Raw genomic sequence first — 15,818 nt, 5'->3', positions numbered from 1 at the left:
TATTCTGTAACATTTTCCCAAATTATAGAGAGGGGCTTTTCAGGGGCAGTATGAAATTTCGGGTGAGTCGCAACAGAGACTCACCCGTTAGAACTACGCTTTTTTCTTCAGGCAGGCGCTCATGAACTTACTACGATCGTCACCTTTAAGTGATTGTTCAGTGGCCTGAACGTTACACTCACGCATTTTTTGCTGCTGAGGTGTCAGGCTTTTTTCACCCGGTTTGGATGCACTATTTTTGAGGCAATCGCTCATGTACGTCTTGCGCGCATCGCCTTTCAGCGTCTGCGCAGTGGCCTGTTGGTTACAGGTCGTCATGCGTTGCTGTTGAGGCGTTAAGGTTTTTTCTGCCGCGTTCGCTGAGGCCAGCAGGAACACACCTGAGAGTAGAGTAACCAGTAATGTTGTTTTCATTGCACCATCCTTTTGTGAAGTTCCACTTTAAGTCTGGTTCGTGACGGAAAAAAAACCACCCGGCGGTCGCGATTCCCGCCGGGCGTTTAGCTTATTTCAGACCCAGCGCAGATTTCATGGTGTAGAAAAGATCCGTCTGGTCAGTCAGGCCAACGACATTCGCAGCGTGTGGGCCGTATGCCGCAATGCGCAACTGCGTGCCGGTATGTTCCATGGACTCTTCTTCAGAGTTGCCATAGCTCATCACCATTACGGCACCGTCTTTGGTGTTCAGCGCCTGCGTCAGGCCCGGTGCTTTAGTCTCTTGCGGGATGATCTGGCTGGCATGCGCATGGTCAGCGGTGACGATCACCAGGGTATTACCGTCCTTTTTCGCAAATTCCAGCGCCTTCTGCACCGCTTCGTCCAGGTCTACCGTTTCGCCAATCTGCCCGCACGGGTTGGCCGCATGGTCCTGTTTATCAATTGACGCGCCTTCCACCTGCAGGAAGAAGCCTTTTTCATTTTTGCTCAACAGTGAGATGGCTTTATCCGTCATTGCGGCCAGCGTTGGCACGGTGTCGTCACGTTTTGGGTTCGGTGTACAGGTCACGGCAGGCTTATCGATATTGCCGTGATAAGAGGCTTTTGGCCCCTCCCAGCGCACGGGCATATTCCCGTCAGAGAACAGCCCCAGAAGCGGCTTATCCTGGTTAGCCTCAGTAATGGCAGCCAGAGAGGCGGCATCGTTCACCATCTGGTAACCACGCGCCTGAGCCTGCTCGCGCAGCGTTTTACCCTGCCACTCCCCTGCCGTTGCGGTTTCAGCGAAGGTTTTCGCTCCACCGCCCAGCGTCACGTCAGCACGGGTATTCAGCAGTTGTTCAGTGATCGAGCCTTTCCCGCCCTTTTCCAGCGCATTCGTCGGGCATTTTTCACGGGTGACGGACGGACCGTAACATTTGCGTGACGTCACATGAGACACCAGCGCGGCAGGCGTTGCGTCCTGAAGTTCCGCAGTAGAGACGTTGCCGGTAGCCAGCCCCGCGGCTTTTGCCATTTCAAGGAGGGTTGGGTGCTCTTTTTCATGGATATCCACACCCAGCGCGCCATTGTAGGTTTTCACGCCGGTAGACCACGCCGTTGCAGACGCGGCGGAATCCGTTACGTAATCCGGTTTACCGGTTTTTTTATCCAGCGCGTAATGGGTATATTGTCCGGTCAGCGGTAACGCATCAATGCCTTTAAAGAAGCCACCAGCCCCTTCAGCATAATTTCGGGCGGCCGTAATTTCGGAATCCCCCATACCGTCGCCAATCAGCAGAATGATATTTTTAGCCGGTTTGTCATTCAGCGACGCGCGAATAGCCGCGGTTTGATCGTCCGACAGTCGACGTGCGCCGCCAGGCTGGGTGATATCGCCCTGCGCAGCACGATTATCCAGAACATGGGTATTCGTGGTATCAGCATGAATAACAGGGACAAATAACAGGGGAAGTAATGCGATGAAAAGTGCGCTCTGTTTCAATTTATTTTCTCCATGTATAAATACAGAAAAATAAAAACAGAGCGACTATAGGCAACCTGCATGACATTTCTATGACATGCTGTTATGTCCGGTGACCGCTTAGCTGCGAGGGTGCCTTAACAGCTTTTTTACGTATTGATTCAGCATCTCAGCATCCTGGACGGGCACCTGGGAGTCAGGGCGGGCGCTATCCAGCGCACCTTCGATACTGGTGATTAACGCCTGTTGATCCTGTTGGGTCATATGCCTTAATAACGCGGTGACCACAATTTCCAGCGCTTCAACCTGGGCCACCAGTTCTTTTGACTCTTCTTCCTTTTGTGCAAGTTTGACCAGCAATTCCGCAATGAGATTTTTCATCGTGCTATTTCCTTATGTGATTTCACCTGAAATTAGCACTCCAGATGAATTATGCAAAGAGGAGAAAAGTATTATCTTATGCAAAAGTGACGTTACGCCGAAAATAGGTGAATTGATTTTTCAGCGAAACGTTTTTCTATAAAAATAGCCACCTTTCTTTATGTAAAAATGTGGCTACCATAAGAATATATAATACATCGTTAGCGATTAGCGTGTTGATTTGGCCTCTGCTAGCTGTCTGCGGTGACGTAACGCCATCGCCAGCTGTATGATATTCAGTAATACCACAACGGCCGTAGCGGCAAATACCCAGCGGAAGCCCGCCATCGCAGAAACCGAGGCACCAATCAGCGGACCGGCAACGTTACCCAAATACATAAAGGACTGGTTGTAGCCAAAAATACGGCCAGTAACCTGGTCGCTGGAATACTTCACCAGCAATGTTTGTACCGCTGGCAGCATCGCGCCATCGGCAAAGCCCAGCAGGAAGCGCAGCACGCCAAGCTGAAGCGGCGAAGTGACAAACGACATCGCGAAAAAGAGCACCACGGCAAAAATCAGCGTCGCCATCAGGATACGCGCCGTGCCGATCCTGTCACCCAGCTTTCCCAGTCGCGGCGCGGATATGAGCGCCGATACCCCAGGCACGGCGGCAATCATCCCGCTGAGAAAAGCAATGTTGTTGCTGTCTGGTGCCATCGACTTGATAAACAATGCCAGAATCGGCCCGACTGAGCCGTTACACAGCTGGATCACCATGGTGGTGACAAAGAGGCTTATCATCAGGCCGGGATACGGCAGCGAAGCGAATACCGCCTTGCCGCTCAGACGCTCAGACTTACTAACGGCAGGACGCCCCCCTTCTTTGATCAGAAAGAGCGTGACCAGAAAACTGACCACCAGCAGCACGGCAGTAATGAAAAATACCGCGCGCAGGCCCACGTGGTCTGCCAGGAAGCCCCCCATAAGCGGGCCGCCAATCACCCCGCTGATCTGCGCCGTAGAAAGCGTACTGAGTGCCCAGCCACTGCGCTCACGCGGCACCTGTGATGCCACCAGCGCCATCGCGTTGGGAATATAACCGGATGTCAGCCCCATGATTGCCCGCAGAATAAACAGCTGCCAGACATTGGTGGCAAAGGCCTGCAGCAGTATCGCTATCGCCATCCCCAACGATGCGCGTAGCAGCATCAGCTTGCGCCCTTTGCGATCCGCCAGGCTGCCCCACATCGGTGACACAATGGCGGACACCAGAAACGTCACGCTAAACGTCAGACCTGACCACATAGAGAGCGCTTCATGCGATGAGACGCCAAGCTGGGCAACGTACAGCGGCAGGAACGGTAAAATCTGGCTAATGGCGAGTCCGGTAAAGAAACAGCCGAACCAGACCGAGATGAGGTTAACTTTCCAGGATTCCATAACAGAGGCAGTCTTCATTTTCAGGCGAATTCGCCGACAGATTAGCAAGTTACGTTCTTTCACGTAGCGCCAGAGATGCGGCTTTGACGACTTTAGTGTTTTATCTTCCCAGTCATCATATCTGTGAAATATGTCACAAAGCATCCATTTCCTGGCGGAATATTATGCTTCAGCGGCATAGCCCGAAACCACGCATCCCCAGATGAAAATGGTTAGCATGTGCCGCGTTATAGTCCGGCCCCAGGCCGTTACCGTAATATCCGCAACTTGCTGCCAGCATCGCCTTAAGCCACGGCTGTGTTTTCACCGCCGTCCAGCCCTTTAATACGGTAACCCGCTGGCCGTTAGCCAGCCGAAAAGCGCTGATATCCAGCGCCTCTGCCGTTGCATGTTCACTGCGTCGCGCATCCGGGCGGTGGTAGATGTTACGACAGGCGAAACTTCCCAGGTGTTCAATACGCACCAGTTCGCTCCCTGTGTAGGTTTTCGTGAGTGGCCGGGCTTGCTGGCTGACAAACAGCGCAGAACTGAGCGCGAGCGGGCAGCTCGCCAGGAAACTGCTGTTCAGGCTGACCGGGCCGAAATCGCGCACTCGCACCACGTTGCGGAGTGGACACTCCCCGGTCGTATCAGCGACCGCTTGCGTGCGAATAAGCTGTCTTTGATTGGCCTCCGAGAGCAGGCTTTCGCACGCCTGAGGCGTTAAGCGCCGAAGTTTAAACTGGGTAATTTTCCCCGGAGGGTCGTCAAGCGTTAGTAGCATGAAAGGGTTGTAGTGAGACGGCAACCAGCGGTAACCCACCGTTGCTACTGCCACAATGATGACAATTGTCAGCAGACCTTTTCCTCTCACGCGCCCCCCTCTGCATCCCCCAAAACATTATGGCAGAAGGCCGCGAAACCCGCAGGGCATCGTGGTATGTTATTGGCTTTTCGTCAGACTGGAAGAGAGTGAAATGGCAAAGCAGCGGGTTGGGATTGTCTTTGGGGGAAAATCAGCAGAGCACGAGGTGTCATTGCAATCGGCAAAGAATATTGTCGATGCAATTGATAAAACCCGATTTGAGGTGCTGCTGCTGGGCATTGATAAACAAGGCCAGTGGCATGTCAACGATGCCAGCCAGTATCTGCTAAATGCTGACGATCCGGCACATATCGCACTTAATCCATCGGAAATCAGTGTTGCTACCGTACCCGGCGTCGCGCAGGGGCAGTTTATCGACACCGGTAACGCCCAGGCTCTGGCACAAATCGATGTGGTGTTCCCGATCGTCCACGGCACGCTGGGCGAAGACGGTTCGTTGCAGGGCATGCTGCGCATGGCTAATCTGCCGTTTGTCGGTTCCGATGTGTTGGGCTCCGCCGCCTGCATGGATAAAGACGTCACCAAACGCCTGCTGCGCGATGCCGGGCTGAATATTGCACCCTTTGTCACGCTCACCCGCGCCAACCGCGACAAGTACAGCTTCTCACAGCTTCAGGCACAGCTGGGGCTGCCGCTGTTCGTCAAACCCGCGAACCAGGGCTCTTCAGTCGGTGTCAGCAAAGTGACAAGCGAAACGCAGTTCACCGAAGCCGTTCGTCTGGCGTTCGAGTTTGACCATAAAGTAGTGGTCGAACAGGGTATTAAAGGCCGTGAAATCGAGTGCGCCGTACTGGGAAATGATTTCCCACAGGCGAGCACCTGCGGGGAAGTGGTGTTGAACAGTGACTTCTACTCTTACGACACCAAATACATTGATGATAAAGGAGCGCAGGTGGTGGTGCCTGCGGATCTGGACCCGGCCGTTAACGATAAGATCCGCGCGATCGCCATTGAAGCCTATCAGGCACTAGGCTGCTGCGGTATGGCGCGTGTCGACGTGTTCCTGACGGCGGAAAACGACGTGGTGATTAACGAAATCAACACGCTACCGGGTTTCACCAACATCAGCATGTACCCGAAACTGTGGCAGGCCAGCGGAATTAGCTACCCTGAGCTGATCACCCGCCTGATCGAACTGGCGCTGGAGCGTCATGCTGCGGACAGCGCCCTCAAAAGTTCCGTCAACGGTTAATCGACTTTCTTCACCGTTTCCGTCTCATCCGCTGTCGCCTCTTCAGGGCGGCGGCGGATAATAAACCCGGCGAGCCAGAAACTGATCACCCACGTCACCAGCCCAACCGCGTAGGTTTGCCAGCCTTTCGCTTCAAACCCCAGCAGCCCCACAACACCGTTAAAAATAAAAATCAGCCCAATAGCAAAGGCATAGTAGTGCCAGTCACGGCGTAGTTTGGAAGTGAGCTTCATGACAACTCCGGCAGAAAAAAAACTATCTTCTCACAGTTTAACCAGCCGGTCTGTGGCAAATGCGGAAATTCTGAAATGCAATAATGTTTCACTTAAGTTAAATAATTGTGATGCGATGCAGAATTCAACAATCCAGGAGTAATCCCTGGGATAAATTACCACGATTCTGATATTGACAAATGCTATGACCTGTCAAACTCACCCTGTACGACGCGTATTAAACAGAGTGATATTTCGGGAGGTCTTTATGGCTGATTTTACATTGTCGAAACCAATTTTTGGTGGCAAACAACCCAAAACCTCCACGGCAGGTAATCTCGCCTATGCCCTGTTTGTTCTTTTCTGCTTCTGGGCTGGGTCACAGTTTCTGAATATGCTGGTTCATGCGCCTGGCGTTTATGAACATTTGATGCAGGTTCAGGATACCGGCCGACCACGCGTTGAGATCGGTTTTGGCGTAAGCACGATATTCGGGCTGATTCCTTTCCTTGCGGGCTGCATGATTCTGGGTGCGATAGCGCTTGTACTGCGCTGGCGTCGTCATCACTGATTAGCGCCCCATACAGCGAGCCCGGCGATCATCCACACGTTTCGCAAACCAGGCAGTGGTAAGATTACGTGTGATCTTCGGGCTCTCAAGCTGAATCCCTGGCAACATGGCTTTTGGTAACGCTTTCCCGCTTTTCTGCTCCGCAAGTTTAAAGACCTGCTGATACAAATCCGTTTTCTCGAACGCCAGACTGTCACCCTTCTCAAGCTGACGGCGAATATCGTCGTTGCTCATTCCTAACGTCGCGGACAGTTTCCGCACCGCCAGTTCTGTCTTGCCCGCCGCGTGGCTACCGTAGGCAATCAGATCGCCATCCAGCGCCAGCTTCACGCCACTTGCACGGCTTACCGCATTCTGGAATGCCGCATTTCGACTGGCATACCAACCCGCGTTAAAGTCCGCAAAGCGGTACAGCGGCTCATCGTAATTCGCCGGGTAGTTCAGAAGGTGATATGTGCCGAACCATAATCCGCCACGCAGAGAGAAGACTTCCTGGCGAACGGTTCCGTCGATGTTCCACGGGTACCCGTCGGTATGTTTTTCCGCAAACGCAATGCTGACCTGCATCGGGCCACCGGTATGTACAGGGTTAAGCGAGCCAAACAGCGTCTGCCCCATCGGTACCATGTTAATAAAATCATCAAAAATGGCGCTCAGCTGTTTCTCTGTCTTTACCGTATCCAGCCGTTCGCTGTAGCTTTTGCCATTCGGCGAGGTAATTTTGAGGGCGGTATGCACCAGGAAAACCGGAATATGCATCGATTCGGCACGGCGGTCGATCTCTTTCCAGGCGATTTTGTTCAGCCCAGGCACTACCGGGTCTGACTGGTACATAGATTCCTGCTGCGCGACGGCCAGCACCGAGCAGATATTCTGCTCGGTAGGGGCAATCTTCTGGCTTTCAAACGTCTTTGCCAGCGCATCGGCCCACGCATTGCGATCCTTCACGCTGGCAGGCATTTTTTGCCGCACGACGCTCGCCACATCAACGGGCTTCTCACCTTTTTTAAGCGGTGCAGCCCCTTTTTCGGCACAGCCCGCCAGCACAAAAGCGGCGAACAAAGACAGCGGTAACGCGCGCGGCACGGCAAATGGCATAGCAACTCCCTGTATTAGCTAAAGGTATTGGTCACTTCCTGCAGATCTTTATCGTCCAGTTCGCGCTCAAAACTGCGCAAACGTTTATAGATGGACATCAGTTCCACCAGCGTGGTCCAGGAGCTGATCAAATACTGGAACGAGCCACGCACCTGACCAAAGACGTTAGTGATTTGCGTCATCAGACCGAGCGTAATCGTACCCGCAACAATCGACGGGAACAGCAGGAACAAGCCGAAAACGTTATCAACCTGCAGATACAGAATGCGCGCAATATTGAAATACATGTAATGGAAATAGAGGCGGAAATAGTTACGACGCACAGCACCAAACAGCTCGCGCACGGTTGGCGGCGATGCACGGCTGGCATCATCTTCGCCGTAAACCAGTTCTTTACGATACGCCGCTTCTACACGCTGGTTTTTGAACTCCAGGCCCGGCAGCTTGATACCCACCACGGCCAGCAGCCCTGTCCCCATCAGTGACCAGACTATCGCCGCGATCACCAGCCCATAAGGGAGGTGACCGACAATCGGCAGGTCTGGCACATGCGCCGAAAGCGTCACCAGCACCGGCAGGAAGGCGATCAAGGTCATAATGGCGTTGATAAAGCTCACCCCCATATCTTCGAGCGTGGAGGCAAATCGCATGGTATCTTCCTGCACACGCTGTGCAGCACCTTCGATATGGCGCAGGTGCTGCCAGTGCGCCATATAGTGTTCGTTCATCGCGGTGCGCCAGCGGAACACGTAGTGGCTGACGAAGAAATTGTTCATCACGCCGATTATCACCGCGATAAGAGCGATACCGAGGAAGATCCCAACTTCGTGATAAAACTGATTGATGGTCACCTTGTGCGGTGAACTCAGTGCGGTCTGGATCAGATCGTAGAACGGCGCATACCAGGCGTTAACTGCCACACCCACTTCCACGAGGAACCAGGTGACAAAGATAATCAGCGACGTGCCCAGAATCGACCAGTATTGCCAGCGGTGCGGAGAATAGACAAACCAGAACAAGGCAAACAGCCCCACGCACACCACGTAATAGGCATAAAACAGCAGATAGCTCATCGACCAGAAACGCGCCGCGCTGATCGGTACATCGCCCGTTGCGCCCGTGATATGCGCCAGCCATGCGCCGCCGCCCGCCTGCCAGAAAATGACAGCAATCAGTGCCCAAATAAACGCCGACAGGAAAAAGGGCCCCGGCTTTGGGAAAAAAGACTTAAACATAATGCTTCCTTCTTGTTGTTATGGCTCTTGCTGTGCTCAACACATCACCACACGAAAATCTCACCTGAACCCACCTGTGGCGCAGGCAAAAAGGTCAGACCCGTGGGTTTATTATTAGTTCGCTTTCCATTTTTCGAGAATTGTTTCGGTGCGTTTCACCGAAGGCGGGTTAGCCGGGGCAATGAAGTTACGCCAGACATCGTTGTAGTGCGCAATCAGCACCTGAGCCTCCGCTGCCGGGCGATTAGCAGTCGTGTGGGCATCTTCCGCAACCGTGATGTGATAGCCCCGGCTGACACCGTTTTTAAAGGTGGCATCGACGCAGTAATCCGTCGCGCAGCCACACATCACAAACGCACGGATACCCTGTTCGCGCAATAACGCCTCAAGCGTCGTGTTGTAAAAGGCATCGCAGGCGGTCTTCGTGACGTAAAACGCACCTGCTGGCTGGTTTAGCTCAGGAAGTAATGCAAACCCGTTGCTGCCCTCCTCCAGCCCGCCAGCCTCAGTATGTTGAATGAAAATCACCTGCTCAGCAGCCTGGGTAAGCTGATTGATCAGAGAGACACATTTCTCGCGCTGATGACGTGGCGTCTCAAACACCCCGTTCTGCATATCAACCACCATAACCACACGCTTTTCAGACATACCGTTCTCCGCAAGAATGAGTAATACGAGTGCGTATCATAAGCCCGATGTCAAAAAATGGGAGCCAGGCCGCAAGGAAATTGTTCTTATTTACCCATGGTTACGTTTTTCCCGCTATCGTTATGCTATTCGGGCCATTGCGCCGTGCGGTTTAGTAGTATAAATACCTCTTACTTTCCTTATTTACTTGATGGATGCTTTTCGTTGAAACGTTGTCTGCTCTCTTTTGCCGCGCTGTGTGCGGTGAACCTGACCACCGCCCAGGCTGCCCAGCCGCTGACGGCCCCCGTCCTGGCCTCTGACATTGCCGATCGCTATGCGAATCTTATCTACTACGGTAGCGGTGCGACGGGAATGGCGCTGGTGGTCATCGATGGAAACCAGCGTGTATTTCGGAGCTTTGGCGAAACGCGTCCTGGAAATAACGTCCATCCGCAGCTGGATTCGGTGATCCGTATTGCTTCCATCACCAAGCTCATGACCAGCGAAATGCTGGTGAAACTGCTCGACCAGGGTGTGGTAAAACTGGACGATCCGCTCAGCAAATACGCCCCGCCAGGCGCACGCGTTCCGACCTATCAGGGTACACCGATAACGCTGGTCAATCTTGCAACCCATACCAGCGCGCTGCCGCGTGAGCAACCCGGTGGTGCAGCGCATCGCCCGGTTTTTGTCTGGCCAACCCGCGAACAGCGATGGAGCTACCTGAGTACCGCCACGCTGAAAGCCGCACCGGGATCGCAGGCATCCTATTCCAACCTGGCGTTTGATCTGCTGGCTGATGCGCTCTCAACCGCATCCGGGAAGCCGTATACCCAGCTATTTGAGGAAAAGATTACCCGTCCGCTAGGTATGAAAGACACCACCTTTACCCCCTCTCCCGATCAGTGCAAACGCCTGATGGTGGCAGAAAAAGGGGCCAGCCCGTGTAATAACACGCTGGCGGCTATCGGGAGCGGCGGCGTTTACTCCACGCCAGGCGACATGATGCGCTGGATGCAGCAATTCCTCTCCTCGGATTTTTACGCGCGCAGCAACCAGGCCGACCGTATGCAGACGCTGATCTACCAGCGTGCCCAGTTGCGCCGCGTAGTGGGAATGGACGTGCCGGGTAAAGCCGATGCCCTCGGCATGGGCTGGGTGTATATGGCACCGAAAGAGGGTCGTCCGGGGATTATCCAGAAGACCGGCGGCGGCGGCGGGTTCATCACGTATATGGCAATGATCCCGCAGTCCAACGTCGGGGCTTTCGTCGTCGTGACTCGCTCCCCGAACACGCGCTTCGTCAATATGAGCGACGGAATCAATAACCTGGTCGCTGAACTGAGCGCCAATAAAGCACAGGTGCTTACGGCGTCAGTACAGCCTTAATATTCCGCGGGCAAACGGTTAATACTGATCAGTTTGCCCCGGCTCATATTAATATAATTACCCTGGCGCAGCGCAGCCAGAACTTCTGCCACCACAGAACGTGAAATACGCGTGCTTCGCTGAATATGATTCATGACACCAATTTTTGAGCGAAGCGTATCATCCCATTCGGCCATATTTATCAGCATTGCACGGATCTGGCTGTAAGAGTTATTTCCCACCAGCTGCATATCGCGTTTCCCCAGGATGTGATTAATCCACGACAGCCAACAAAAGGCATCCTGCCAAAGATATTCTTGCTGAATAAGTTGTCGTGCGGTAGAGGCCGATAAATAAAATCCTGTGCAGGGTGTTTGTGCGACCATGACATATTCATGATGAATTTCATTCATTCCCGCCGTCAGGCCATAAATATAAGGTGCTTTTGCAATACCAACAAGGAGCTCATCTGATTTTCGAAGAATTGCAACAATCCCTGTTTGTATAAAGAATGTGTGGGGCCCATCACCAAAAGTGCTGTTTGAAATTAATTGCTGCGGTGCGGTCTTAAATGGAGTACTGGCGGCTTTCAGACACTGTTCGAGCCGGCTTAATTCAGAAAGCGGTTTCGCATCAACGTTCATGCAGACCTCAAGTCATCTGTATCTGTCGGTTCTATATTATTTTCTTACGCTATATATAAAAAAGCAGGGGATAAATCCCCTGCTTTTATGCATTACCAGGTATATTTCACACCCAGATTGGCACCCCAGTTCTGGTCAACGTCACCGCCGCCCAGATAAGTGGCATCCGTATATGCACTGAAGTTTTTGGTGAAGCTAAACTGCGTTCCCAGCCCCACGCGCACCGCAGACCCTTCCACACCATTATCAATGCTGTCGCCGTTCACATCAGCATTGTTGTCGGCATCGTCATAGACATACGCCAGCTTGAAGTAAGGTGTCAGCGCCTGATCGCCACCGTAGTTGAAGGTGTAACCCGCATCGACACCAAGCTCATAACGCAGGCTGTCGTATGACTGGCCATCGATACGCATGTCGTTGCTCAGTTGATAATCATCGCCAGACTGGAACAGACCAGACACCGCCGCGTAAGGCGTTACGTAGCCAGACAGGTTTGGTTTCCAGTCATAGCCCAGCTTCATGCCAAAGCCTACAGCGTCAGTTGTCGTGTTACCGTCAACATACTGGCCGTTGCTCATAGTGGCGGAGAGATCGTTGTTGAAGCGGCTGTAGCTCAGGGAGCTGTCGAGGAAAACGTCATTAGCGAATTTCGCCGATGCGTAGATCATCGCAGTCTGGCTATCCTGATCGACCTGACCCGTACGGTCGCTGATATCGCCTTTCGCAAAGCCTGCCGCACCACCGACAATCCATTTGGCATTGTTGCCGTCAATCTGGGTATCCAGGCCAACCATAATGCCGCTAACATCCTGATCGTAGCTCACCACGCCATTATCTGCGTCGAAGTTACCACCGAAGTAGCTCACCCACGCGCCGCCATTATCTGCCAGGCCATGACGGCTGTTGGTCAGACGCGCACCGACGGAATCCTGCTGCAGATCCCAGATATTGGTGTTTGCAGAAGGAATACTCAGCGCCATGTTGGCGTAATCAGTCAGGGATTTCTGCTGCAGAACAACGGTGTCGCCTTTCTGCTGCGCCTGATAGGTATAGGCCCCTAAATCAGCTTTGTTTGCAGCGGTGAAGCTGGCTGCGGTATCCGCGTTATTATCATAAACGCGAATGATCTCTTTATTTTTGTAATCAGCAACGGAACCTGCACCGGTCGCATCGTCGATGCGCACTTTGTAGTTACCCGCCACGTCACCATTTACCGCCAGATGACCGTCAGAGTTGAGCGCAACAACGCCATAGTCGTAGTCTGCTTTGCTCTTGTCGTTGGTGATATAGCGCGCGTTGTTCAGATCGCTGTTCAGCACGTAATCACGGCTGGCTACGTTCAACACGCCACCATCGGTCAGCACCATATTGTGCGTATCGACCTGACCCAGGCCCAGCGCCAGTTCTGCGCCGTTATCCACGGTGATGGTGTTGGCATACAGTTCTGCCGTCTCTTCCGTCAGTGCCGCACGGCTACCGCTGTCCAGGTACAGGCTGTCTGTCGCCACTGCGCCAGAGTCACCGATATTCAGCGACGATGCATTGGTCAGCGTGATGCTGTCCGCCAGCAGGCCGGAGTTTTCTACGTTCACCTGCGACTGGTTGTTAACCGCCAGCGTGTCGATGTTGGACAGCTTGCGGGTATCCCATTCAGAACCGTTATCCAGCGTTACGTTGAACAGACCGCTCTGATAGACTTCTTCGCCCGCAACGTGGCCGTTGCTGTCGTAGGTGGAGTCAGGCCAGATACTGTTCGGAGAGAGTGTGTGCCAGTCTGTTTCGCTGTAGCCTTCGCCGTACATCTGTGCAGAGCCGATGGCATCAACGCTGGACTGCGCTGCCCCCACCCACTTGCTGCCGTTGGTTAAGGTAACATCCAGCTTATCGGTGTCGTCCCAGCCGTTGGTGGTTGGGTTATACACGCCATCATCGGTGGTATCGGTTGCCGGGTCGCCATTCACGTAGAAGTTGTTATCGAAGGTGCTGGAGAAAAGAATGTCGCCGGTCACCGTGGAGTGGTCGAAGGTCGCAGTGGTCTGCATCGCGTTATCCGCGTCACTGGCTACAACGATCAGCGCTGCGTCATCTGCTCCGGTCGCGTTGGTTTCGCCGTAATCGCTCGGTTTCGCCGTTTGACCATAGAATCCGCTGGTGCCCAGATCGCTGTACGCGCCGGAGGTCAGAACAGAGTCTTTCACCACCAGCGTGTCGGTAAAGACATTGCTGCTGTTGGCAATACCTTCAACGCTGTCGTACGGCGTGTTATCCAGTTCCTGATAACCCTGCAGCAGAGTAATACCGGCGATGTGGGAATTATTCTGGATAACAATATCGGATTCCACATCAAGGGTAATCGCATTGCCCAGGGCATACGTATCCAGATAATGTGCTTCGGTATTATCCCCGTTCACCACGTCATAAGCATAGTGCTCATACGTGTCGTTGATGGTGGAGTTGTCTACCGTCAGGCTAAAACGATCGTACTGTGTATGCGCAGTGCCATCAGTATCCATGCCGTCTGCACAGGTTGTGGTCATGCACTCAGAGGTGATCATGCCATTAATGGTGCTGTTAGAAATGCTCAGCGCATTCGCCCGGCCATTGACACCATCATCCAGATAATACGTTGAAATAACACCGTTCACCGTGGACTTATTAATCACCGGATAAATATCACCGTCATGGGTCGCATCCGAGTAATCCCAGTCGGCGTATCCATAATACCAGGGGCTGGATGCAGTATTATCATATCCAAAGGTATTATATGTCGTACCAGAAATATCTTTCGCATTTGCCTGAGAAGCGATAGCCAGGGTGCAGGCTAATGCAAGTTGAGATACAACCAGTTTCTTTTTCCATGTTTGCATTGGGTCATCCCTCCTCAGGGACGTAAGCAAGTTTGTCCGTAAATCATTTGGCAATAATCTATTGCGAAGGGAATTATGCAGTTTCATTTGGAAAAGGTTCAATGAATGATTCCATTAAGTCCGAATCCATACAATTAACATGAAAAAATCATACAGGCATTATGCATCCAATATAAATATTATAAAAACAGAAAGTTAAAATTAGCCCGACGAATATTATAAACATAACAAAAATAAATAGATCATTATTATTTATATATCCACACCAATACAGTAATAATACAAATAGTTCATTTCCCCTTTAATCATCAAACCAGTGTGCAGTATACAGGGAGTAAATGAAACGTAACCGTGCGTCATTTGGCAAAAACAAAAAGCCCACTTTCGTAAAACACCTCACCACACTTTCAGGTACACTAGTCCTCTTTGTTCCACAAATGTCAGGCATACCATGACCGATTTAATTGCTCGTCCCCGTCGCCTGCGCAAGTCACCAGCACTGCGCGCTATGTTTGAAGAGACAACACTGACCTTAAACGATCTGGTGTTGCCGATTTTTGTTGAAGAAGAGATCGATGACTACAAAGCCATTGATGCGATGCCGGGCGTGATGCGCATCCCGGAAAAACATCTGGCGCGTGAGATCGAACGTATTGCCAGTGCAGGCATCCGCTCGGTGATGACCTTCGGGATCTCTCACCACACTGATGCCACCGGCAGCGACGCCTGGAAAGAAGACGGTCTCGTCGCACGTATGTCACGCATTTGCAAAGAGACCGTGCCGGAAATGATTGTCATGTCCGACACCTGTTTCTGCGAGTACACCTCTCACGGCCACTGTGGTGTGCTGTGCGACCACGGCGTGGATAACGATGCTACCCTGTTGAATCTCGGCAAGCAGGCCGTTGTCGCCGCTGCTGCCGGTGCGGATTTCATCGCCCCATCTGCGGCGATGGACGGGCAGGTTCAGGCTATTCGCCAGGCGCTGGATGCCGCCGGTTTCACCGACACCGCCATCATGTCCTACTCCACCAAATTCGCCTCCTCTTTCTATGGTCCGTTCCGTGAAGCGGCCGGTACGGCGCTGAAGGGCGATCGCAAAACCTACCAGATGAACCCACTCAACCGCCGCGAAGCGATCCGTGAATCCCTGCTCGATGAAGCCCAGGGCGCGGATTGCCTGATGGTCAAACCGGCGGGCGCTTATCTGGACATCCTGCGTGATATCCGTGAACGCACCGAGCTGCCGCTGGGCGCATACCAGGTGAGTGGTGAGTACGCGATGATCAAATTCGCCGCACAGGCGGGCGCGATCGATGAAGAGAAAGTGATTCTGGAAAGCCTGGGCGCAATCAAACGCGCGGGCGCAGATCTGATCTTCAGCTACTTCGCGCTGGATCTGGCTGAGAAAAAAATTCTGCGTTGATCCTTCT

Annotated in this window: 15 protein-coding genes; 4 read left to right on the top strand and 11 right to left on the bottom strand. The window is 52.8% G+C overall.

Features of this window, described 5'->3' with window-relative positions:
- Positions 1 to 93 precede the first annotated feature (93 nt).
- The 5 genes from psiF to EoCCA6_RS16815 all read right to left on the bottom strand — a co-directional run bounded on the left by psiF (position 94) and on the right by EoCCA6_RS16815 (position 4,556).
- Positions 94 to 414, bottom strand: a complete 321-nt coding sequence (gene psiF, locus EoCCA6_RS16835; protein WP_152083614.1) for a phosphate starvation-inducible protein PsiF — start codon at positions 412 to 414, stop codon at positions 94 to 96.
- Positions 415 to 505: 91 nt separating this feature from the next.
- Positions 506 to 1,921, bottom strand: coding sequence for an alkaline phosphatase (gene phoA / locus EoCCA6_RS16830; protein ID WP_152083613.1), 1,416 nt, complete (start codon positions 1,919 to 1,921; stop codon positions 506 to 508).
- Positions 1,922 to 2,020: 99 nt separating this feature from the next.
- Positions 2,021 to 2,281 (bottom strand): anti-adapter protein IraP, encoded by a 261-nt coding sequence (gene iraP / locus EoCCA6_RS16825; protein WP_152083612.1) that lies wholly within the window; start codon positions 2,279 to 2,281, stop codon positions 2,021 to 2,023.
- A 207-nt stretch (positions 2,282 to 2,488) separates the two neighbouring features.
- The gene (locus tag EoCCA6_RS16820; RefSeq protein WP_152083611.1) at positions 2,489 to 3,703 is read right to left on the bottom strand and encodes a multidrug efflux MFS transporter; all 1,215 of its coding nucleotides are present in this window, start codon (positions 3,701 to 3,703) and stop codon (positions 2,489 to 2,491) included.
- Between the two features lie 169 nt (positions 3,704 to 3,872).
- Positions 3,873 to 4,556 carry an extensin-like domain-containing protein gene (locus tag EoCCA6_RS16815; RefSeq protein ID WP_152083610.1) on the bottom strand — a complete coding sequence of 228 codons (684 nt, stop codon included), beginning with the start codon at positions 4,554 to 4,556 and terminating at the stop codon, positions 3,873 to 3,875.
- A gap of 103 nt (positions 4,557 to 4,659) precedes the next feature.
- Here EoCCA6_RS16815 and ddlA point away from each other — a divergent pair, with 103 nt between their 5' ends.
- The gene (gene ddlA / locus EoCCA6_RS16810) at positions 4,660 to 5,760 is read left to right on the top strand and encodes a D-alanine--D-alanine ligase (protein WP_152083609.1); all 1,101 of its coding nucleotides are present in this window, start codon (positions 4,660 to 4,662) and stop codon (positions 5,758 to 5,760) included.
- Here ddlA and EoCCA6_RS16805 read toward each other — a convergent pair.
- Positions 5,757 to 5,993 carry a DUF2754 domain-containing protein gene (locus EoCCA6_RS16805; RefSeq protein WP_152083608.1) on the bottom strand — a complete coding sequence of 79 codons (237 nt, stop codon included), beginning with the start codon at positions 5,991 to 5,993 and terminating at the stop codon, positions 5,757 to 5,759. The two genes, ddlA and EoCCA6_RS16805, sit on opposite strands and share 4 nt — an antisense overlap.
- Before the next feature lie 247 nt (positions 5,994 to 6,240).
- Here EoCCA6_RS16805 and EoCCA6_RS16800 point away from each other — a divergent pair, with 247 nt between their 5' ends.
- Positions 6,241 to 6,543 carry a DUF2755 family protein gene (locus tag EoCCA6_RS16800; RefSeq protein WP_152083607.1) on the top strand — a complete coding sequence of 101 codons (303 nt, stop codon included), beginning with the start codon at positions 6,241 to 6,243 and terminating at the stop codon, positions 6,541 to 6,543.
- Here EoCCA6_RS16800 and EoCCA6_RS16795 read toward each other — a convergent pair whose 3' ends face one another.
- From EoCCA6_RS16795 to EoCCA6_RS16785, 3 genes are all read right to left on the bottom strand, one after another.
- The gene (locus EoCCA6_RS16795) at positions 6,544 to 7,641 is read right to left on the bottom strand and encodes a DUF1615 domain-containing protein (RefSeq protein WP_152083606.1); all 1,098 of its coding nucleotides are present in this window, start codon (positions 7,639 to 7,641) and stop codon (positions 6,544 to 6,546) included. It lies immediately after the preceding gene.
- A 14-nt stretch (positions 7,642 to 7,655) separates the two neighbouring features.
- The gene (gene sbmA, locus EoCCA6_RS16790) at positions 7,656 to 8,876 is read right to left on the bottom strand and encodes a peptide antibiotic transporter SbmA (protein WP_152083605.1); all 1,221 of its coding nucleotides are present in this window, start codon (positions 8,874 to 8,876) and stop codon (positions 7,656 to 7,658) included.
- Positions 8,877 to 8,990: 114 nt separating this feature from the next.
- Positions 8,991 to 9,524 carry an isochorismatase family protein gene (locus EoCCA6_RS16785; RefSeq protein ID WP_152083604.1) on the bottom strand — a complete coding sequence of 178 codons (534 nt, stop codon included), beginning with the start codon at positions 9,522 to 9,524 and terminating at the stop codon, positions 8,991 to 8,993.
- Between the two features lie 204 nt (positions 9,525 to 9,728).
- Here EoCCA6_RS16785 and ampH point away from each other — a divergent pair, with 204 nt between their 5' ends.
- Positions 9,729 to 10,895 (top strand): D-alanyl-D-alanine-carboxypeptidase/endopeptidase AmpH, encoded by a 1,167-nt coding sequence (ampH, locus tag EoCCA6_RS16780; RefSeq protein ID WP_152083603.1) that lies wholly within the window; start codon positions 9,729 to 9,731, stop codon positions 10,893 to 10,895.
- Here the strand turns inward: ampH and EoCCA6_RS16775 are convergent.
- Entirely contained in the window at positions 10,892 to 11,518 is a 627-nt protein-coding gene (locus EoCCA6_RS16775) for a helix-turn-helix domain-containing protein (RefSeq protein ID WP_152083602.1), read from the bottom strand. The genes ampH and EoCCA6_RS16775 overlap by 4 nt on opposite strands.
- A 92-nt stretch (positions 11,519 to 11,610) precedes the next feature.
- Entirely contained in the window at positions 11,611 to 14,385 is a 2,775-nt protein-coding gene (locus EoCCA6_RS16770; protein WP_152083601.1) for an autotransporter outer membrane beta-barrel domain-containing protein, read from the bottom strand.
- 451 nt (positions 14,386 to 14,836) lie between these two features.
- Between EoCCA6_RS16770 and hemB the strand changes: the two genes are divergently transcribed.
- Positions 14,837 to 15,811, top strand: a complete 975-nt coding sequence (gene hemB / locus EoCCA6_RS16765; RefSeq protein ID WP_152083600.1) for a porphobilinogen synthase — start codon at positions 14,837 to 14,839, stop codon at positions 15,809 to 15,811.
- The last annotated feature ends 7 nt before the right edge of the window (positions 15,812 to 15,818 follow it).

Origin of the sequence: Enterobacter oligotrophicus, assembly GCF_009176645.1 — a bacterium.
In the GTDB taxonomy this organism is placed as follows: domain Bacteria; phylum Pseudomonadota; class Gammaproteobacteria; order Enterobacterales; family Enterobacteriaceae; genus Enterobacter; species Enterobacter oligotrophicus.
Note: the sequence above shows the minus strand (reverse complement) of the source record. Positions and strands in the feature narration are given on the sequence as shown.